Annotated in this window: 14 protein-coding genes and 1 tRNA gene; 5 read left to right on the top strand and 10 right to left on the bottom strand. The window is 47.6% G+C overall.

Features of this window, described 5'->3' with window-relative positions:
* Positions 1-73 precede the first annotated feature (73 nt).
* Together RID53_RS27175 and RID53_RS27170 are read right to left on the bottom strand one after the other, a co-directional pair.
* Positions 74-871: a TrmH family RNA methyltransferase gene (locus RID53_RS27175; RefSeq protein WP_446391067.1), complete on the bottom strand. Its 798-nt coding sequence runs from the start codon at positions 869-871 to the stop codon at positions 74-76.
* 51 nt (positions 872-922) lie between these two features.
* A tRNA-Leu gene (locus RID53_RS27170) sits at positions 923-1,006 on the bottom strand.
* A 240-nt stretch (positions 1,007-1,246) separates the two neighbouring features.
* Between RID53_RS27170 and murA the strand changes: the two genes are divergently transcribed.
* Positions 1,247-2,599, top strand: a complete 1,353-nt coding sequence (gene murA / locus RID53_RS27165) for a UDP-N-acetylglucosamine 1-carboxyvinyltransferase (RefSeq protein WP_446391066.1) — start codon at positions 1,247-1,249, stop codon at positions 2,597-2,599.
* A gap of 165 nt (positions 2,600-2,764) precedes the next feature.
* Here murA and RID53_RS27160 read toward each other — a convergent pair whose 3' ends face one another.
* Positions 2,765-3,070: an urease subunit beta gene (locus RID53_RS27160; protein WP_006106558.1), complete on the bottom strand. Its 306-nt coding sequence runs from the start codon at positions 3,068-3,070 to the stop codon at positions 2,765-2,767.
* A 375-nt stretch (positions 3,071-3,445) separates the two neighbouring features.
* Between RID53_RS27160 and RID53_RS27155 the strand changes: the two genes are divergently transcribed.
* Positions 3,446-3,757 carry a hypothetical protein gene (locus RID53_RS27155; RefSeq protein ID WP_446391065.1) on the top strand — a complete coding sequence of 104 codons (312 nt, stop codon included), beginning with the start codon at positions 3,446-3,448 and terminating at the stop codon, positions 3,755-3,757.
* Between the two features lie 124 nt (positions 3,758-3,881).
* Here RID53_RS27155 and RID53_RS27150 read toward each other — a convergent pair whose 3' ends face one another.
* Together RID53_RS27150 and RID53_RS27145 are read right to left on the bottom strand one after the other, a co-directional pair.
* A complete protein-coding gene (locus RID53_RS27150; RefSeq protein WP_446391064.1) occupies positions 3,882-5,807 on the bottom strand; it encodes a CHASE2 domain-containing protein in 1,926 nt (641 codons plus the stop codon).
* Between the two features lie 279 nt (positions 5,808-6,086).
* Entirely contained in the window at positions 6,087-6,923 is an 837-nt protein-coding gene (locus RID53_RS27145; protein ID WP_446391063.1) for a DUF928 domain-containing protein, read from the bottom strand.
* A 502-nt stretch (positions 6,924-7,425) separates the two neighbouring features.
* Here RID53_RS27145 and RID53_RS27140 point away from each other — a divergent pair.
* Positions 7,426-14,361 carry a CHAT domain-containing protein gene (locus RID53_RS27140; RefSeq protein ID WP_446391062.1) on the top strand — a complete coding sequence of 2,312 codons (6,936 nt, stop codon included), beginning with the start codon at positions 7,426-7,428 and terminating at the stop codon, positions 14,359-14,361.
* Positions 14,362-14,521: 160 nt separating this feature from the next.
* Here the strand turns inward: RID53_RS27140 and tatC are convergent, their stop codons facing one another.
* The 3 genes from tatC to RID53_RS27125 form a co-directional block, all read right to left on the bottom strand.
* Positions 14,522-15,295 carry a twin-arginine translocase subunit TatC gene (gene tatC, locus RID53_RS27135; protein WP_446391061.1) on the bottom strand — a complete coding sequence of 258 codons (774 nt, stop codon included), beginning with the start codon at positions 15,293-15,295 and terminating at the stop codon, positions 14,522-14,524.
* A gap of 233 nt (positions 15,296-15,528) precedes the next feature.
* Positions 15,529-15,960 carry a beta-carboxysome assembly chaperone CcmS gene (ccmS, locus tag RID53_RS27130; RefSeq protein WP_446391093.1) on the bottom strand — a complete coding sequence of 144 codons (432 nt, stop codon included), beginning with the start codon at positions 15,958-15,960 and terminating at the stop codon, positions 15,529-15,531.
* Positions 15,961-16,013: 53 nt separating this feature from the next.
* Positions 16,014-17,783, bottom strand: coding sequence for an ABC transporter ATP-binding protein (locus RID53_RS27125; RefSeq protein WP_446391060.1), 1,770 nt, complete (start codon positions 17,781-17,783; stop codon positions 16,014-16,016).
* A 517-nt stretch (positions 17,784-18,300) separates the two neighbouring features.
* On the opposite strand from RID53_RS27125, the gene RID53_RS27120 reads away from it, so the two are divergent.
* The gene (locus RID53_RS27120) at positions 18,301-18,510 is read left to right on the top strand and encodes a hypothetical protein (protein WP_446339977.1); all 210 of its coding nucleotides are present in this window, start codon (positions 18,301-18,303) and stop codon (positions 18,508-18,510) included.
* 145 nt (positions 18,511-18,655) lie between these two features.
* On the opposite strand, the gene RID53_RS27115 is transcribed toward RID53_RS27120, so the two are convergent.
* Positions 18,656-19,051 (bottom strand): PPC domain-containing DNA-binding protein, encoded by a 396-nt coding sequence (locus tag RID53_RS27115; protein ID WP_446391059.1) that lies wholly within the window; start codon positions 19,049-19,051, stop codon positions 18,656-18,658.
* Positions 19,052-19,093: 42 nt separating this feature from the next.
* Here RID53_RS27115 and RID53_RS27110 point away from each other — a divergent pair, with 42 nt between their 5' ends.
* On the top strand, positions 19,094-19,420 hold the full coding sequence (locus tag RID53_RS27110) for a hypothetical protein (protein ID WP_446391058.1): 327 nt from the start codon (positions 19,094-19,096) through the stop codon (positions 19,418-19,420).
* Positions 19,421-19,841: 421 nt separating this feature from the next.
* Here RID53_RS27110 and RID53_RS27105 read toward each other — a convergent pair whose 3' ends face one another.
* Entirely contained in the window at positions 19,842-20,420 is a 579-nt protein-coding gene (locus RID53_RS27105) for a TIGR04376 family protein (RefSeq protein ID WP_446391057.1), read from the bottom strand.
* Positions 20,421-20,533: the final 113 nt, after the last annotated feature.

The raw sequence follows: 20,533 nt of genomic DNA, 5'->3' as shown, positions 1-20,533 counted from the left end.
AGGGGGAGATAAGGGACAAAATTTCTATAGCCCATTGCCTATTCACTATTCCCCATTCCCTATTGCCTATTGCCTATTGCCTATTCCCTGTTCCCCCAACCCGTTGGCGCAGGGCTTCATACACGATTAAAGCTGCCGCGATCGCCACATTTAACGATTCTACATTCTGACCTAGGGGAATTTGTACCGATTGATCAGCGAGTGTGGCTAACTCAGGACGCAGCCCCGCCGCCTCATTGCCCAGTAGAATTAAGCTAGAACAGCGCCAGTCTACCTCCCAGTAACTTAATGTCGCCTTGGGTAAAGTCGCCACAACTTGTACCCCTTGAGCCTGACTTTGCTTAACCACCTGAGTCAGATTAGCATTGGCATTCATGGGCAGATGAAACCATTGACCGGCTGAAGCCCGTAATACTTTGGGATTTTCTAAGTCTACACTGTCTGGACTGAGCCATAAACCATCCACATCGGCTGCGGTGGCGGTACGAATGATCGTACCTAAGTTTCCTGGATCTTGCAGCGTCTCTAAAACTAAACCAAGGGAACAGGGAATCTGAGGCGGGGCGAGGAATGAAGATTTTGCCGTTACCACTACGCCATCTGGCTGAACCGTTGTCGCCATGGCTTTGAGAACCGAGGCGCTAACAAGTTCTACACGCTGGCAGTGAGGGGTAGCGTCTTGCCAAAGTTGGGGATGACTCTGCTGCCAATCGGGTGTACAACAAAGCGTGACTAAGGGATAATTGACCGCACAGGCTTCTGCTAACAGATGAGTTCCCTCTAACAACAGAAGTTGCTCCTCCCGTCGTCCTTTGGCTGTGTGCAATTTCCGAATTGCCTTAACTAGAGGATTTTTGGTACTGGTTAGCATTATTTCAATGGTATTTAGAGACGCGCCATGGCGCGTCTCTACAATTTTCTATGCGGAACCCGGGACTTGAACCCGGAAGTTCTTGCGAACACTAGAACCTGAATCTAGCGCGTCTACCAATTCCGCCAGTTCCGCTGGGTTGTTTAATTTTCCATGCAGTTTTCTATCATGCAACAATCCTGACCCATTTGTCAACTATTTCTTTTTTGCGGATTTTCAGCATCGGACAAGGTACAATCCAAGGCTGGTCGATTCACTATTTTGGGGGACAAATCTAGACATTTGCCCTCTTTCAGGTAGAATCAAAACCAAATTTTAAAACATGCCAAGATTTCACCGATTCTGGAGGATAGACCTATCAACCACTCTCTTAATTTGACAGATACTGGCTCTGCACCCAAGTCAAACCCATCCGTTCTAGAGATTTGGGGCAGATCGTCCCTGAAAGGACATGTCACCATTAGTGGCGCGAAGAACTCAGCATTGGCAATTATGGCAGGGGCGCTGCTATGTCCTGAAGATTGCCGACTGCGTAATGTGCCTTCTCTGGTAGATATAGGGCGGATGGGTCAGGTGCTGGCGGCTTTGGGTGTAAAGCTAGAGCGCCAAGGAGATATCTTGGATATCAATGCTCGTCATTTGAAGCAGTCAAAAGCCCCCTACGAGATTGTGAATCAGCTTCGAGCCAGTTTCTTTGTGATTGGCTCTCTGTTGGCACGATTGGGTGCGGCTCAAGTTCCTTTACCGGGTGGCTGTGCCATTGGCGCTAGACCTGTCGATCTTCATGTTAGGGGATTGCAAGCGCTGGGGGCTGAGGTGCAAATTGAGCATGGTATGGTTCATGCTTATGTGAGGGGGAATGGACGGCGGCGGTTAAATGGGGCAAAAATTTATCTGGACTATCCCAGTGTGGGTGCAACGGAAACTCTGATGATGGCGGCGACGTTAGCAGAAGGGGAAACGATCTTAGAAAATGCTGCCCAAGAGCCAGAAGTGGTGGATTTGGCAAATTTTTGTAACGCCATGGGTGCAAAGATTCGAGGGGCGGGAACCAACACGATTATTATTTCTGGCGTTCCCAGTTTACATTCAGTAGACTACTCGATTATTCCCGATCGCATCGAAACGGGTACGTTTTTAGTGGCGGCGGCAATTACTCAGTCAGAACTCACCCTGTCCCCGGTTGTGCCTGATCATATTACCGCCGCGATCGCCAAACTCCAAGATATTGGCATGAGAGTGATTCAGGAAACCCCAGACTGTCTGCGGATTATCCCGACGGGAATTATTCGGGCGACGGATATTGAAACCTTGCCCTATCCCGGATTTCCCACGGATATGCAGGCTCCCTTCATGGCACTCCTAACCCTGAGTGATGGGGATAGTGTAATTACTGAAACCGTGTTTGAAAATCGTTTAGGACATGTTCCTGAACTGAATCGCATGGGGGCAGATATTCGGATTAAAGGGAATAATGCGATCGTGCGCGGTGTCCCTTTGTTATCAGGAGCCCCTGTAGTTGCCACTGACTTACGAGCGTCCGCTGCGCTGATATTAGCCGCCTTAGCCGCCGATGGTAAAACCACAATTCAGGGACTGCATCATTTAGACCGAGGGTATGAGAAGCTAGAGGCGAAGTTACAGAAACTTGGCGCACGATTACAACGGGTATCGGATAACTCCCCGATAAAAGCGTCCTCGGTGGCTCACAGTCCCGTCAATTCCTGACCCTAAGCCACAATTCTTGCTACTTATCCGATAAATCCCCAACTTCTGAATCAATTCATTGGTGACATCAGGGTTTCAACCAGGAAGTCGGGGATCTAGAGTAGCATAAGCGTATGTTATGACTTCCCCAGCTTCCCCAGCTCCCCCAGCTCCCCCAGCTCCCCGTTATAGCGCCCCATTGACTCTGCCATTAAACCCATAAACCTGACGACTACCGACAAACGGAACTAACTCAACCTCCCGTTCATCTCCCGGTTCAAAACGCACGGCTGTACCCGCCGGGATGTTTAACCGCATTCCCTTGGCTTGCTCTCGATCAAAGGTGAGAGCGTCATTCACTTCATAGAAATGGAAATGAGAACCCACCTGAATCGGGCGATCGCCTGTATTCGCTACCGACAGGCGCAAGGTAGGACGTCCCGCATTCAGTTCAATCTCTCCCTTTTGGATGATGAGTTCCCCTGGAATCATGAGCTACCCTTAATAAAACTTTACAAAACTATAGACAGTGTTCATTTCAATGACAGCAGCTACTCCCAGTGCTTCAACTATCTTTACCGCTGCCAACAAAACCAAATCTGTTTATAATACACGACTATTTAACCTATTTAATGAAAAGATTATTTTAATTTTGTATATTTACATAAAAATATCTTTACAATAGTTTATTTATCCGAATATCGGTGATCAGGCGGATAAAAATTACGCTATTTTGCTGAGATAGACAGCCACTGACTTTGATAAAACTTAATTAGTCAATCAACAATTGGTATGAAAATGTAGTCATGCATTTTCAGGAATAACTTTTTCTAACAACTTGTAACATTGAGCTAAGACGTGTCAGATATGTCCTCAACCCAGTTCGCAACCCGTTCTTCCACGAATTTGTCCTTAAACCAAAAAATTATTGTATCCAATCCATCCCAGCGACAGCAGAAAACGCATCACTACAAAGTATCCAATGAGCGTCACAATCATGTATTTGTCGCCAAAGATGGCGGAATTCGAGCGTATATGACAGAACAGGGTCAAGGCGTAGAACCTGGTGATTATCTAATCTTGCAGAGAGGTTCTACTTCAAATCGCTATCAAGTGGATAAGATTAATTATTATGCCAGTCCGCCTGATATGTGGATTGCGCTGCTGAAACAATGTTAATTTGAAGTAGATCCTAATGGCTATTAAGCTGTCACGCATTTAAATTGGGAATGGGTAGCGAGCAAGATGCTCACATTACAATGATTTGGCAGTTGTTGACATTAAGGTTTAAATGCCGAACAGGTTACTCGATTGACTCTAAAATTTGATAGATTTTGATGGATTGCTGGCGTCCTTTTAACTGCACCGTGCCAATAAATTTGCTGGTAAATTTATCGTGGATATGCTGATAGGTTTCTTCGCTGATTAAAATACGGCAGAGTCCACCATCAATCGATTTATCATAACTTTCTAACCGGGCGGCAATATTCACACTATCGCCAATGGTGGTGTAGTTGAGGCGTTGGCGAGAACCAACACTTCCGGTGACGACTGTACCCGTGGCAATTCCTACACGCATAGCGGCTGTGGGTAATCCTTGGGTTTGCCATTGCTGATTCAGCGATCGCAGATTTTTGCCCATCTCTATGGCACAATTCACCGCCGCGATCGCATCCTGGGTAATTTCGGCGTCTGTGGTACTGGGGATGGGTATACCAAAGACTGCCATCACCGCATCACCGATAAATTTATCTAGGACGCCATTATGGTTGAGAACTGTCTCTGCCATAACATTCATGTAATCATTTAACCAGACCATTAGGGTTTCTGGGTCGGTGTTTTCGGTGATTGTGGTGAAGCCTTTTAAATCCGTAAATAGAACCGTTGCGGTTAGCTTCTGTCCCGATAACTGTCCATCTTTGAGGAGTTGGTTGCGATCGCGCCAGATGGCTTGGGCTATTTTAGGAGAGACGTGTTGTCCCAAGAGGTGCATAACGGTTTGCTTGTCTTCGCTTTCCGTGTAGGCGATATAGGCAGTAATCGCCACACCCGAACCACTCAGGGCTAACAGAGGCGGAACCAACGGTATCCACCACCCCGCCAGAAATGCAAAGTAAGACCCAATCGTCAGCAATCCTCCCACCACAAAAAGTCCTGCGGCTTTCCAACGGATACGGAATGCTTTCCAGCCCACGGTTGCACCGACAAACGACCAGAGAATAATCCAGCCCCATTCTATCGGTTCCGACCAGATTTGGATCAGGGGACGCCCATCTAATGCGGCACTTAAAATTTGGTTGGTCAAATCTGCATTAACTTCCACGCCATTCGGGGCGGTGAAAAAACTATTACTGTATGGGGTAAAAATCCGATCCTTGACACTTTCTGCCGCTGTACCAATTAAAACAATCCGATTGTTTGCCCAATCTGGGGGAATTTTATCCTCTAGAACCTCAGTCATGGACACCGTGGGATAGACGGGACAGGTTCCCTCCAGTTTTCCCCGACATTCATGGTTGCGAAAATTAAACAGGATTTGGTACCCGCCTGTATCGACATTGATATAACTGCCATCTTGGGGTTGTAGGCGAGTAAATACCGCATCACCTAAGCCATATTTATAGTCGGGTTCAATTTCTTCTAAGGTAATGCCTTCGGTTTCCAGATAAAGTAATGCCAACTTAGCGGCTAAGGTTTCAATGGTATCGCCATTTTTTAGGGTAATTGACAGTAAGGCACGGCGGACTTTCCCATCTTGATCAAAAATCACATTAGCTGCACCCACCTGACCCTGTTCCTTTAAAATAGGCGGTGGGGCGACAGGTTCACCCAAGGCATCGCCGACAACTTTTTCAATACCAATTAGGTTGGGTGTAGAGGCAAAAACATTCATTAATTCGTCATGACCTGGTGGCACAGGCAAATCCCGAAATAAATCCAGACCAATGGCTTTGGGTTGTTGCTGTTTCAGTTTCTCAATTAACTGTGCCAACATCTGATCAGAAATGGGCCACTGTCCAGCATTTTGGATATCCTTTTCCGTAATCGCCACAATTGCAATCCGTTCGGGGGTAGGTTCCGGAGGACGCCAGCGGAAAAATTGATCTAATGCTGCCCATTCAAGGAGTTGTAACGCACCGGTTAAGCGCAGCGCAATGGTTAATCCGGCGACAGTTGGCGCTGAAATGAATACACCCCGCCATTCCTGGAAAAACTGAAGGATTGTCATTGGTCATTGGTCATTGGTCATTGGTCATTGGTCTTTTGTCCTTTTGTCCTTTGTTATTAATTGAATGCCATTGAATTAAAACAGATTCGTAATAGGCACTGTAGGGGCGCACTGACGTGCGCCCAGATTTCCCAACGTGAGCCCTTTACCAACGTGCGTCCAGAAAATTCCACCAGTTTAGCCATGTCACGCCATTACAATTTGACTTAATTTAGTCAATTGGATTTCCAATGTTTTCGTCTCAACTTCTCCCCACCCATTGCCATCCTCGCCAAATTCTCAATACTCAACTGGCGTACTTTCAACCAGAGGCGCTTGAGAAATTTTTTCTAGTTTCACGGATTCTGATTTGAGCAGATTTTCCCACATCATTGTTAGGTTAGAATCCTCTGGGTGAGACAGTCTCAAATCAACCAATGTGGCTAAAAGGTCATGCCAAACGCCATGATTTCCGTACAATGCCGCTAACTCCAAAGGCTTCACCTTGTCTAGGTCTTTTTCTAAAGCTGGGTTGGGTTCAGTGCGTTTAATCCATCCCATCACTTTCGGAGTTCCATCGGCACCGGCTGAGTGGCATTGCAGGCTAAATGTCCATTTGTAAACGCGATCAATCTCTAATGAGTCTTGATCTGTGGGGACTTTGATGCTGATAATACCCGGAGTTTCCGGAAGCTCAATAGTGGTATAGTAAACCAGTTCAGTTACGTCGCTATCCGTCAAAATAAACGTGGCAGTTTTGGCACTGGTTTCGGGTACATAGACGAAGAAGGTGGGATGTTCACTTACGGTTAACGTGGGATATTCCTCCACACTGTCCAGATGTTCGGTTAATCCTTGCACAGTACCCGGTGTTAGCGGAGTCAGAGAAGGAGATAAAGATTCATCGGTAAGACATCCGCCACGAGTGCCGAGTGTGCCGCTTTCTTTAGGTTCTCCTTCAGTTCGTGGAGATTTGAATCCGATCGCCAATGAACCAGAGAAAAGGTTACTGGTGAATGAATTAACGGGTTGAGATTCTGCCAGCACTGGGGTGGCGTAGCGCGAGAAGCTCACCAGTGAAAGAGAGCAAACCAATGAGGTGGTTGCTAAGAGTAGAGAGTAGGTTGTTTTTGTCATAATACTCGCTATTCCCTGAATTAATATTTAGGTGTTTCCAGTTATTTCTAGCTAGTCGTGCTACTCGGTCGAAAGTTCCCTGAATATTTAGGTAAAACTGCTTAATTTGATGAGGGATTGGTGGTAGATGCCTGTACAGCACATCTCCTATTAAATCGGATTCGTTACTCAGGGTAAATACTTTTCATATTTATTTACAATCGGGAGAGTAATGACGTAAAGGTAATACTTTGTACGACCTGACTGAATCTATCTGGGTTGGGCGTCTACAACCGCCTGTGAACCGTTAAGGTGACTCTTGGTTAAATTAATTTTTTGTAACCAAATATTAAGTCAAAGATTCACAACATCAACCCCTAAGAGAACAGGCGTAACGGTTGTAGCAGTTTGAGACTAATATTCCCTGAGGTTAATCCGAAATTTTGGTCAACTTCCCCTGAGCCATTCTCAAAAAAATGTGCCATTATTCTTCTAGGCATATTTGTGAAATCAGGTTAGAAAAATGTGCAACTCCTCCGTTGGCAAGTTACCTGGATTATTCTCTTTAGGGGGAATAATTTCTCTGGGCATGGTTACGCTTCATGCCATGTCTCCAGTTCAGGCGCAATCGATTACCCAGGCTGAAGATGGTACGGGTACGGTGGTGACGATTGATGGCAATCAGTACGATATTTCGGGGGGTTCTTTATCGGGGGATGGGGCTAACCTGTTTCATAGTTTTCAGGAGTTTGGACTCTCTGCCCATGAGATTGCTAATTTTCTCTCTACGCCAGATATTCAAAATATCTTAGCCCGTGTGATGGGCGGAAATGCCTCAATGATTGATGGGTTGATTCAGGTGACGGGGGGGAACGCTAATTTATTTTTAATGAATCCAGCCGGGATCATTTTTGGTGCGAATTCTCAGTTAAATGTGATGGGGGATTTTACCGCAACTACGGCGACGGGAATTGGGTTTGAGGAGAATGGTTGGTTTAATGCTTTTGGTGATAATAACTACGACACGTTAATTGGGAATCCTAGTCAGTTTGCCTTTGATTTGGCGCAGTCGGGCAGTATTGTCAATGAGGGGAATTTGGTCGTCGGTGAGGGTCAGACTTTAACCTTACTGGGGGGAAGTGTAACCAATCAGGGAGAACTCACCGCACCGGGGGGAACGATTACTATTGCGGCTGTAGCCGGGGAGAATTTAGTCCGGGTGAGTCAACCGGGGCATTTGTTGAGTTTGGAGTTTGTCCCACCCCAGGATGGTGAGGGAGAGGTTATCCCGGTTCAGCCCTTGGATTTGGCGGTATTGTTAACGGGGACTGGGGGACAAGTAAATAATCAGGGACAAGTTTCTGTGGATAGTCCTGATGCCGGAGAAGTTAATCTGGCAGGAACGGTGGTGTATAACCAGGGGGAAATTACCGCAGATGGGCAGAATGGGGGGCATATCCAGATTGAGACGAAGAATTTGTTGGATAGTGGCAGGCTGAGTGCCAATGGTAGTAATGGTCAGGGTGGAGAAATTCAGATTGATTATACGGGGACGCTGATTCAGACCGCGAGTGCTTTGACTTCGGCGACGGGGACTCAGGAAGGGGGAAAGATTGGGGTTTATGGGGGAGAGGAGACTCAATTAACCACCTCTGGTAGCTTTGATGCCACAGGAGAGGTGGGCGGTTCTGTGCATCTGTTTGGTCAGGATGTGCGGCTATTAGCGGCGGATGTGGATGTGAGTGGTAATAGTGGGGGTGGAGAGATTTTAGTCGGGGGTGATTTTCAGGGAAATCCCCTGAATTTGGGGCAAGGGGGGATGGTCAATGCTCAAAATACGCTGATTAATCATGCCACTATTCTCAAGGCAGATGCGCTAACCGTAGGAAATGCGGGTAAAGTGATTGTTTGGTCAGACCAACTCACCCAATTTGCGGGTACGATTCAGGCGCGGGGGGGTGCAGTGCAGGGTGATGGTGGGTTTGTGGAAGTGTCGGGGAAAGAGACACTGGCGATGGCAGGGGTTGTGGAAGCGGGGGCGGTGAATGGAGACGCTGGGACGTTATTGCTTGACCCGAAAAATATTGTGATTGATGATGTCGAGGGTACGGAATTCCCGCAGTTGTTTGACCTCATTGACCCCAATGCTGGTGGTGGCACGGAGTTTGGTGAGCATATTGTACCGTTGAGTACCGGGAATGTGGTGGTAACTAAGCCGAGGGATAACTTTGCGGCAGAGAATGCGGGAGCGGTTTATCTTTATGACGGTGCTACAGGAGAATTAATTAGCACTTTGACGGGTTCTCAAGAAAATGACCGAGTGGGCAGTGAGGGCGTGGTGGCGCTGACCAACGGTAATTACGTGGTCAGCAGCCCCAACTGGGACAGGGATAACGGAGACTCAACTCCAGTGACAGCGAATGCTGGGGCGGTGACTTGGGGCGATGGCAGCATAGGTATCACAGGGCAAGTTTCCACCTCCAATAGTTTGGTGGGTACTCAAGAAAACGACCGAGTGGGCAGTGAGGGTGTGGTGGCGTTGACCAACGGTAATTACGTGGTTAACAGCCCCAACTGGGATAACCCAGACAAGGAGGCAGGTAATGCTGGGGCGGTGACTTGGGGCGATGGCAGCATAGGTATTACAGGGCAAGTTTCCACCTCCAATAGTTTAGTGGGTACTCAAGAAAACGACCGAGTGGGCAGTGAGGGTGTGGTGGCGTTGACTAACGGTAATTACGTGGTTAACAGCCCCAACTGGGACAACCCAGACAAGGAGGCAGGTAATGCTGGGGCGGTGACTTGGGGCGATGGCAGCATAGGTATCACTGAGGCGGTGGCATCGGACAATAGTTTGGTCGGGACTCAAGCTGAAGACCTAGTGGGCAGTGATGGCGTGGTGGCTCTGAGTAACGGCAATTACGTGGTCAGCAGCCCCAACTGGGACAACCCAGACAAGGAGGCAGCGAATGCTGGGGCGGTGACTTGGGGCGATGGCGCTACTGGCATCATGGGGGAAGTGGCACTCGGCAATAGTTTGGTAGGTACTCAAAAAGATGACCGAGTGGGTAGTGGGGGCGTAACTGCGCTAACCAACGGCAACTACGTGGTTAGTAGCCCCGGCTGGTACAACCAAGACAAGGAGGTAGATAATGCTGGGGCGGTGACTTGGGGCGATGGCGCTACTGGCATCATGGGGGAAGTGGCACTCGACAATAGTTTGGTAGGTACTCAAAAAGATGACCGAGTTGGCAGTGAAGGCGTGGTGGCTCTGAGTAACGGCAATTACGTGGTTCGCAGTCCAAACTGGGACAACCCAGACAAGGAGGCAGTGAATGCTGGGGCGGTGACTTGGGGCGATGGCGCTACTGGCATCATGGGGGAAGTGGCACTCGGCAATAGTTTGGTGGGTACTCAACCAGATGACGAAGTGGGCAGTGAAGGCGTGGTGGCGCTGACCAACGGCAATTACGTGGTTATTAGCCCCTACTGGAACGGGAATCGGGGGGCAGCTACCTGGGGCAATGGCACTACTGGCATCTCTGAAGAGGTTTCTGCTGACAACAGTTTGGTGGGGACTCAAGAAAATGACGAAGTGGGCAGTGAGGGTGTGGTGGCGCTGACCAACGGCAATTACCTGATCCGCAGCCCCAACTGGGACAACGGGATGGTAGAGAATGTCGGGGCAGTGACCTGGGGCAATGGCACTACTGGCATCACGGGTGAAGTGGAACTCAGCAATAGTTTGGTGGGTACTCAAGATTTTGACCGAGTAGGCGGAGGAGAACACGTAATCAGCAATGCTGTGGTAGCGCTGACTAACGGCAATTATGTAGTTAGCAGTCGCAACTGGGCTAACGGGGAGGTAGAGAGTGCGGGGGCAGTGACCTGGGGCAATGGCGCTACTGGCATCACGGGAAAAGTGTCACTGGACAATAGTGTGGTGGGGACTCAAGATTTTGATCGACTGGGCAATGGTGGTGTGCTGGCACTGAGCAACGGTCATTACGTGGTTCGTAACTCTGACTGGGAGAACGAGGCGGTAGAGAGTGCGGGGGCGGTGACCTGGGGTAATGGCAGCACGGGAAGAACGCGGGATGACATCAATACTATCAATTCTCAAAACAGTATTATTGGTCGCACAGTTTATGACAATCCAATTACAGTGGTTGAAGACGCTGTGAATAGCACATTTTTAGTCAGATTTACCAGTGAAGGCAATGATTGGATAACTGTTGCGCCTAGCAATCCCACTCGCCTTTCAACTCCCATTTTTGAGCCAAATCAGTTCCGCTTTAACAGCGACCCCAGTGCTACCGTTACACTTGCCCCCAGTACGTTACAACAAACCCTGAGCTTTGGTACAACTGTAGTGCTACAAGCCAATAATGATATTACCGTGAACCGTGCCATTATCAGCACCAATCCTAGTGGTAATGGCGGTGACCTGACCATGCAGGCAGGACGCCGTATTATCGTCAATTCCTCTATCTCCACCGATAACGGCAATCTCACCCTAATTGCCAATGAAACGACTGCCAATGGAGTCGTCAATGCTTTTCGCGACTCTGGTCAAGCGGTTATCTCCATCACCCCTGGAGTCACTCTCAATTCCGGCACAGGCGATACAACCTTAATTCTCGGTACAGGTGATGGCTTAACGAATAATGCCAGTGGCGATATCACAGCCAGTAATATCACAGGTGGAAATATTACTTTAATAAATAACCGAGGCGGGATTAACACGAGTACCGGGATTCTTACTACTGAAAGTAATGGGACTGGCGGCACGGTTACCCTCAATGCCTCTGGTAATATCATTACCAACCATATAAACAGTAATGGCACACTCAATAATGGTGGAACTATTCGCCTGACCAGTAAAAGTGGTGAAATTAGCACAGGTAGTCTCAGCGTTGTCGATCATCAAAATGGCGGAACTATCACTCTCACTGCCATAGGTAACATCTCTACTGATAGTATATTAGCCACTAGCAGCAACGGCACTGGCGGCACTATTCACTTGGATAGCGATAGCAATATTACTACAGCCCTTATCAACGTTTCAGGCAACACCAATGGCGGCAACATCACTCTTAATGCCGGGGGTAACATTACCACCGAAAACATCTTATCCTGGGGCGTTACCAATAATGGTGGAGAGATTCGCCTCACCAGTGGCGATGAAATCACCACAGACATTATTAGCTCTTTCAGTAATAACACAGGCGGCAATATTACTCTGCAAGCGGCTAACGGCATTTCCACAGATAGCATCAATGCTAATGGAGCTAATGGTGATGGTGGAGAGATAAACCTCACCAGTCGTGAGGCTGATATTACCACATCCCTAGTGACTACTTTAGGCAATGAAAATGGCGGCAATATCAGCCTCAATGCCGCAGGAAATATTACCAGCAACAGCATCTCATCTAGTGCGACGAATGGGGATGCTGGTACGATTAACCTTGATAGTGGTGGTTCCATTACTATTCTCGATGAAAGCCTGACTATCAGAAGCGGTATCGGTTCTTTTTCCGGCAATGGTAATGGCGGTGATATGACCCTCAATGCTGCCACCAACATCAATATAGGTTCACTACCCATCTTCTCTAATTCAGCCATTAACAATGGGGGTAAAATTACCCTCAACTCAGATAGTGGCAATATTACCGTCACAGGCATTAACACCGAAGGTGGCATTGCTGGCACAGGCGGCGCTGTCGATATCACTACCTCCGGCTTCTTCCGCGTCACTGACACTTTCCCAAATCTCAACGGCACAACCGCCAGCATTTCCACAGGCGGCGTCACCGCAGGCGGTACAATCACGATTCGTCACGGCGGCGCAGGCGTCACTCCCTTTATTGTCGGTGATGCCAACACCAACGGTACAGCCGGGGCAATTACCACCGGAAATACCGTACCTGAACAAACCATTTCCCCTACAGCCGAATTTCCCTACACCCACACCCAAGACGGGATTCAAATCATCTCTGTCCCCGCACCTGGTTCTAACCCAGAACCCCCTACTCCCCCATCTCCCCCAGAGGGTTCAGAACGCCCCTCTGATTCCCCCGACGGCGCCCAAACCGATTTAGCCTTTCTCATTGGCGATATTCTCGGCGCTGAAACCTCAGCCAACCAAGACCCCCTCACCGGAGAATCTAGCTTTGTCTGGAATATTCCCGGTACAGGAAACCTAGACACCGGACGCATCAACATCCCCAACCTACTAACTCAAAACCTCAATGATGCCATTCCCGCCATTGATGACCTATTTGAAGGAGAATACGAAGACTACTTAGGTGAAGACATTGCCAACGAAGAAGCCAGCGTCGAAACCATTCGCAATACTCTCAAAACCATTACTGCTGAAACGGGCACTCACCCAGTTATCGTCTACGCCGTTTCCCTACCCGACCAACTGGAACTCATCATGGTTGTTCCCGACGGTACTCCCATCCGCAAAACCATTCCCGAAGCTAATCGTGCAGCCTTCCAGAAAAAACTCAACGAATTCTATAAACTAGTCACCAACTCTGACCTGCCCCCAGACTCCCTGAAACCTTCCGCCCAACAACTCTATAGTTGGATGATTGCCCCCCTAGAACCACATCTAGAAGCCCTCGGTATTGACACCCTCATCTTTGCCATGGACGCGGGTTTACGCACCATCCCCATGGCGGCTTTACACGACGGGGAACAGTTTCTCATCGAAAAATATGCCCTCGGTTCCATCCCCAGCATCAGCCTGACCAATACCCGCTACAATCCCGTCAAAGATGCGCCAGTCCTAGCCATGGGTGCCTCTGAATTTACTGACCAAAGACCCTTACCTGCTGTCCCTATCGAACTGGAAACCATTACCCAACAAGTCTGGTCAGGAGACGCCTACCTCAACGACCAATTCACCCTCCAGAATCTGCAACAAAAGCGCCAACAAGAACCTTGGCAAATCATCCACCTTGCCAGTCACGCCAATTTCCAGGAGGGAGACCCCAGCAATTCTTATATTCAGCTTTGGGACACGAAACTGCAACTCGACCAAATGCGACAACTGGGCTGGCATGAGAAGCCCCAAGTAGACCTTTTGGTTTTAAGCGCCTGTCGTACCGCTTTTGGCAGTGTCGAAGCCGAGTTAGGCTTTGCCGGATTAGCGGTGAAAGCTGGGGTTAAGTCAGCTTTAGCCAGTCTTTGGTCTGTTGATGATGGCGGCTCTTTTGCCTTAATGAGTGGATTCTACAACCAATTGGGTCAGCCGGATGTAACGATTAAAGCCGAGGCACTGCGACGCGCCCAAATCGCCATGCTGCGAGGGGAGGTGCGTGTGGAATCAGGAGAATTACGGGGGTTGGGAGAAGGGGAAAATCGCCCCGTTGTATCGGAATTGCCCGACAAAAATTTCTCTCATCCTTATTATTGGGCGGCGTTTACGATGATTGGTAGTCCTTGGTAAAGGCTTCAAGGCTCCAGGTGATTCGCGATCGCGTGGGGGTAAACAACTATTCCTGAACGATCGCTGTTACGCTAATAGTCAACCCAGAATTTTAACAGGCTAAAGCCCGTACTACAAACGTAACAGGCTAAAGTTCCCGTACTACAAACTACGAACTCAATTACTTTCCTGATAACTTAACCATACCAATTCCGCCAAAGTAAAGACCGATAACCGCACCAGCGAGTAAGCTTTGAGTCAGAGGATCAGTGGAGGGGGTTAAAACAGCGCCTAAAATCACTGCACCTAAAATAACAATCCGCCAACCGGAAAGCATTTGAGAGGATGAGACAATTCCTAAATTTCCCAAGAGAAGCTGAATAATTGGGACTTGAAAAGCTATCCCCGTGCTGAACATGAGAAGCAGCACAAATTCAAAATACCGTTCAATTGACCAAGCTTGCTCAACGACATCAGCGCCGTAACTAATAAAGAATTTCAGCGCGGCGGGAATTAAAGCAATGTAGGAAAATGCTAACCCGACAAAGAACAGAATACTCGACCCTAAAACTATAGGCGCAATCAAGCGTTGTTCGCGGCGAGTCAATCCCGGTAAGACAAACTGAATCACTTGGTAAAGAATGAACGGTGTCGCCACCAGCAAACCACTGTAACCCGCTACTTTCAGGGAAACAAAGAAGTATTCACCGGGAGCTAATTGCAAAAACTTAACGCCTTGAGCCGGGATTTCCAATACCTGAACAATGTACTTAACTGCTACAAAGCAGCCGATCGCACCAACGGCTACAGCCAGCAGCGAATAGAAAATTCGCCGCCGCAACTCTTCTAGGTGATCAAACAGCGACATCTCGACATCGTTGGGAAGTTCGTCGAGGTAGTCGGTTTCACTCGTGTCAGTCGGTTCCTGGGGTAACGTTTTTACGTCAGGCGTCATAGTTAGCAGAGTTGGATGGTAGTTTGTTGACTATTGTTCAATATTGTACCGATCGCAGGATGAGGATGCAGGGGTACAGGGGAGCTGGGGGAGCTGGGGGAATTGTAGGGGTGGGTTTTACTGCTAACGGGGAGGTTTTCACCCTGATGTAACTCAGTGTAATCAGTGTAACTAACCTCTCACTTCCCTACCTCACTCTCTCCAATTAATCCGTGAAATCAGTGTTTTGACAACTAAGGACGAATATCAAATTCGCTCAAACGCTGTTCTAATTCTTCAATTAATGTATCGACATCTTTACCCACTTCCTCAAAACATACCGGAGGTGGAGATTCTGGTTCAAAATGAATTAACTTAATTTGGTCATTACCAATCCCAATCATTAACACTTCTTTATCAGGTTGGTGAGCATTAACAATACCTACTACTTCTTGAAGATAGTTCTCCACCTTTTGATTTAATTTTTCCAGGGCGGCTTTGGGACAATAGACAAAATGGGGTCTGGGTTTTAGGTCAATTCCTATCGTTTCGTCGCTTTCGCCCTTCTCTAGAAAGAGTCCCCATGACAGCGCCGCCAGTTTCTTACTATGTTCTTTGGCAAACTGATTTAGCTTAACTTTCCACTGCTCCTCTGGCTTATTTGGTTGAGCTTTACTGAACATAATCATGGTTGATAATCCCCAATGACAAATGACCAATTCCCAATGACAAATGACAATTATTTAACCCCAGACTGAACTCGCCAAAGCATCGCATAAATAGCTTGTTGCTCCAGTAATTCTTCATGGGTGCCTTGTTCAACTAATTTACCTTTATCCATAACATAAATACAATTAGCATTGCGTACAGTAGACAAGCGATGAGCGATCGCGATCGTGGTTCGGTTTTGGGTAATCTTCTCTAGCGATCGCTGAATGGCGGCTTCTGTCTCGTTATCCACGGCGGAGGTGGCTTCATCGAGGATCAGCACCGGGGGATTTTTTAAGATAGCACGGGCAATTGCCAGTCGCTGCTGCTGTCCACCGGATAACTTTTGTCCTCTCTCCCCGATAATTGTGTCGTAGCCTTGGGGAAGTTGGCAAATAAATTCATGGGCTTCAGCGATTTCGGCAGCGGCTTCTACCTCAGATAAGGTGACATTAAAACTACCATAGGTAATATTTTCCCGCACTGTGCCATGAAACAGAAATACATCCTGGCTGACTAAACCAATGGCTTGGCGTAAATCAGCTAACTGAAGCTGGCGCAAGTCAATCCCATCCAGGGTTATGGTTCCGTCTTGGACTTCATAGAGTCGCAATAATAACTTGACGAGGGTACTTTTCCCGGAACCTGTCGCACCAACAATAGCAATGGTTTTTCCGGCTGGAATATGCAGGGAAAGATTTTCTATCACAGGATGGCGTCCTTGATAGGAAAAGGTAATATTTTTTAACGCTAACTCACCTTTGACCTGAGTCACAGGTAAGGAAATCTCCCCCGAATGCATGGTAATGGGTGTATCTAACAAATTCATCACCCGGGTTGTAGACGCCATTGCCCGTTGATAGAGATCCAGGGTTTGTCCTAATCGGGTGAGGGGCCAGAGTAAGCGTTGGGTGAGGAAGACTAACACGCTATAGGTACCAACCGCTAATCTTCCCGCTACGGCTTCCATCCCCCCATAGAGAAGAATGCCGATAAAACCCAACAAAATAAGGATACGAATCAGGGGAACAAACGCCGCCGAGAGTGCGATCGCGCGACGGTTACTTTGGCGATAGGCTTCACTTTGGGCTCTAATGCGCTGAATTTCATAAGCTTCTGCTGTAAAGCTTTTAATTGTGGTGATTCCGGTCAAATTATTGGCTAATTGCCCATTAAGTAAACTCACCTTTTCCCGAACCTCAGCATAACGGGGCGCAAGACGACGCTGAAAGGCGATGGAACCCCAGAGAATAAAGGGCATGGGGAGAAGTGCCATCCAAGACACCCCAGGTGCCAGAATCACGAAAGTAGCACCAACAATGACAACCGTGGTGGATACCTGGAGAATTTCATTCGCACCAACATCCAGAAAGCGTTCCAGTTGGTTGATATCATCATTGAGAATCGACATCAACCGACCCGTACTCCGATCCTCAAAATAAGCCAAGTCGAGGGATTGTAAGTGGGAGTAAGCATCTAAGCGCAAATCATGTTGAATTGTCTGTGCCAGATTACGCCAAAGTCGGTTGTAGGCATATTCAAACAGGGATTCTAATCCCCAGATGATTAGACTCAGCACCGCCAGAATCGACAGTTGAGTGAAACTATCGGTGACGCCAAGTTGGGCGATGAGAGAATCCTCTTGCTGTACTACCACATCCACCGCCGCACCAATTAAAGCGGGTGGCGCTAAGTCAAAGATTTTATTCAGAACCGAACAGGCGATCGCCTGCCTGATTTGTGTGCGATAGTTATGACCGTAGGCAAATAGGCGTTTGAGTGGTGATTTGTCATTCGTCATTTGTCATTTGTCATTTGTCAAAACACTGATTGCACGGATTTATTGGAGAGATAGGGGTAGGGAGGCGAGAGCTTATTGACACTGATTACACTTTTCCCCATCTGACACACCGAGCGTGTTACCGAGCGAAGCCGAGGTAAGTCGAGGTGTCCCCCATCTCCTGATAACTGATAACTGCTCACTGATAACTGCTCACTGATAACTGATAACTCCCCCAGCTCCCCTCTTGTCTATTTTGTAACAATCCGTAGAATAAGTATATTTACTCGACCGAGTTATGTGAAGGTTGTATGAAGCTCAATTTCACAGAGACTTCGGCAACCCCCCATAACCTCGTGTTTTGTTCCAACTTAATTATGATATTTCGATAAAGATTGCGGGTAAGGCTTACCATCTTGAGAAAGGAGTGGCAAGATGATTGATAGGACTCAGGGCATCACCAGTAAGCTATAGGCGATCGCTTCCTTACCCTCAATCACAAATTTTTTGACCACCTACAGGGTATTACGAGCAAGCAATGATGATTACTAACGCCAACCCCTCGATTATTCCTCCCCGAATTGATTATTGCCTTACCGCAACTGAGCAAGGATGGCAATTGACGGCTTGGGAACCTGCTATTGTGGGAGGCAATAGAGTTAAGCCTTATCTCTGGAAGTTTAATTCCGAACTCCAAACCCTACAAGAAGCGCATCGAACGCTTCAGCTAATTCTGGGTGAAGGATAGTTTTTTATTTTTCAATCTGCTTTCAGCGACTATCTGAGTGAGCGTTAAGCTCATCTGTTTTGATTTTATGACGCTTAAACGACTGTGATAAACTGATTTGGCTGGGTTTGAGGAAGACAGATGTCAGCCTGTTGTACAGTAAGGTTTATTTAGGTTGGATTTCTAACTCTTGATATCCCGTCGTTTCATCCATCGTTCTCAAAAAAATTAAATTGTCGCTGACACCCATAATAATTTCAGCCGTTGTATAGATAATACATCCCTCTAGAAGATGACCTCCGATTGTTCTGCCTTTTTTATCTGACAGGGCAATGTGTAGATGGATACCATGAATAGAGAGGGTGCCAACCAGGGAAACAATCTCAAAGCGCCGTTTGAAGGCTTGAGCATAGTTTTGACCTGCAAAGCGCAGGGTGGCTTGTTTAAGGCTACCCACAGCCGTTACCATAAATCCAGCTTCAATCTGGTGCTGTTTGACGAAATGCCCTAAGTTTGCCTTTAAGTCGTCATTGGGTTTTAAGCGAATCGCAAAAATTTGCATGGTGTATGATGATGGCGGCAGCGCTAGTTTTAAGTCAGAGCGATGAGAGTTGTAATTACCACCTTTGTGGTAGTATTTAGCCTAATAGAATTGTCCCAGTGGATGAGCGATTTTATCCTACCCATGCCAGTATTCATTTTGGCAGGAGCGTTACTCGCGATCGCGTCTAACTACGGTAAATCTCCAGGTTGGTCTATCTCTCTACAACCCAGACAATTCTCAAGCAATCAAACTCAGTCTCCCTCTGTGGAGAGTGCTAATCCAGCATCTAACTCGACGGTGCTTAATCCATCGTCATCCACATCACTACCTAAGCCGCCTCGTTCCATTTCCTTTACGATTCCTCGTCGTTCATCCGGGAATGGGTAAATGGGGAGGGGTAATACCAAATTTGCCTTTGTTACCCCCTTTTGAGACAGCTTAAACCCTTGCCAGTATTGGTTTTCACCTTAAGTTGACACGGATGGTCGCTGCACATAGTAGGCAGTGTAAGAATTAACCTATATCGACTCGCCCAATTGCCAATGTACGTGGTGTTAGATAATTACCGATACCGGGCTGGGGGCGACCCGATTAAATTAAAGGTTGGGTGGTGTCAATTAAATGCGGCGGGTCGCCCCTACTGGCGTGACACAGCTAAAATAGGGTTTTGTTTGTAGTAAGCACGAAGAGTGCTATAACACTTAGCTGGAGAGGGCTGAAGCCCTCACTACGAACCAATTCTAATTCATCAAATAAGGTGTGCCACGCCACTACAATGTTTATCGATACCTAATGGGAGGGACACCCCTCAGCGTCCCATATTCCGTTTCATTTGGTCTAACTCCTCATCAGTTTCCCAGCGCTGAAACTGAGCCTCTAAGGGGTCTGCACCTGCTCCAATGTTGTAGTTTGAACTCTGGTTCCAAGCCGATGTCTGCCACTGAGATTGAGCTTGGGCTTGAGCGCGGGCGGCTTCGACTTCTCTGGCTTTGACATGAACTTCATTACGACGGGTTTGAATCTGATGCTGGAGTTCTTTCGTCTGAGCAATTCGCTGTTTAACCCCTTCCATCTTGCCCCAAAGTTGATTCCCTTGATGCAAAAGCGTAGCTTCTCGTTGTTGAGCGGCTTGGGCTAAATCAGGTCTGCCTTTCGATTGAGCCTTGTTCATCCGTTCGTGCCAACGCTGAATATCTTGGGCAACTGCTAATATTTCGTCCTGTAGGCGCTTTTGCTGAAGTTGCAAGTCAGCAATCAGCTTCAATGTGTCTTCTTCTTGCTCCCGTAACTGTTCTTCGAGTGCCTGTAACTCTAGATGGGGATTGTTGCGAAGAAATTCATCCAGCCGATTTTCCAGAAAGCGATTGAGATCCTCAAATAAACCCACGTCAAACTCCTAATACCCGTGCCTTTCGCTAATATGCTACCTCATCCTTTACCAAAACTAATGGGTCGCAAGCTTTGTCCTTCTAGGATACCGCTAACGAATAGGGGGTATCA

Source organism: Coleofasciculus sp. B1-GNL1-01 (genome assembly GCF_040220235.1).
In the GTDB taxonomy this organism is placed as follows: Bacteria; Cyanobacteriota; Cyanobacteriia; order Cyanobacteriales; family Coleofasciculaceae; genus Coleofasciculus.
The sequence above is the reverse complement of the archived record's forward strand: the minus strand, read 5'-3'. Positions and strand labels throughout refer to the sequence as shown.

Coding starts and splice junctions, on each gene's coding strand:
- RID53_RS27125 (WP_446391060.1), bottom strand. CDS start 17,783: ATGACGAATGACAAATCACCACTCAAACGCCTATTTGCCTACGGTCAT.
- RID53_RS27150 (WP_446391064.1), bottom strand. CDS start 5,807: ATGACAATCCTTCAGTTTTTCCAGGAATGGCGGGGTGTATTCATTTCA.
- RID53_RS27175 (WP_446391067.1), bottom strand. CDS start 871: ATGCTAACCAGTACCAAAAATCCTCTAGTTAAGGCAATTCGGAAATTG.
- RID53_RS27160 (WP_006106558.1), bottom strand. CDS start 3,070: ATGATTCCAGGGGAACTCATCATCCAAAAGGGAGAGATTGAACTGAAT.
- RID53_RS27145 (WP_446391063.1), bottom strand. CDS start 6,923: ATGACAAAAACAACCTACTCTCTACTCTTAGCAACCACCTCATTGGTT.
- RID53_RS27115 (WP_446391059.1), bottom strand. CDS start 19,051: ATGCAAATTTTTGCGATTCGCTTAAAACCCAATGACGACTTAAAGGCA.
- RID53_RS27120 (WP_446339977.1), top strand. CDS start 18,301: ATGATGATTACTAACGCCAACCCCTCGATTATTCCTCCCCGAATTGAT.
- RID53_RS27140 (WP_446391062.1), top strand. CDS start 7,426: ATGTGCAACTCCTCCGTTGGCAAGTTACCTGGATTATTCTCTTTAGGG.
- tatC (WP_446391061.1), bottom strand. CDS start 15,295: ATGACGCCTGACGTAAAAACGTTACCCCAGGAACCGACTGACACGAGT.
- RID53_RS27155 (WP_446391065.1), top strand. CDS start 3,446: ATGTCCTCAACCCAGTTCGCAACCCGTTCTTCCACGAATTTGTCCTTA.
- RID53_RS27110 (WP_446391058.1), top strand. CDS start 19,094: ATGAGAGTTGTAATTACCACCTTTGTGGTAGTATTTAGCCTAATAGAA.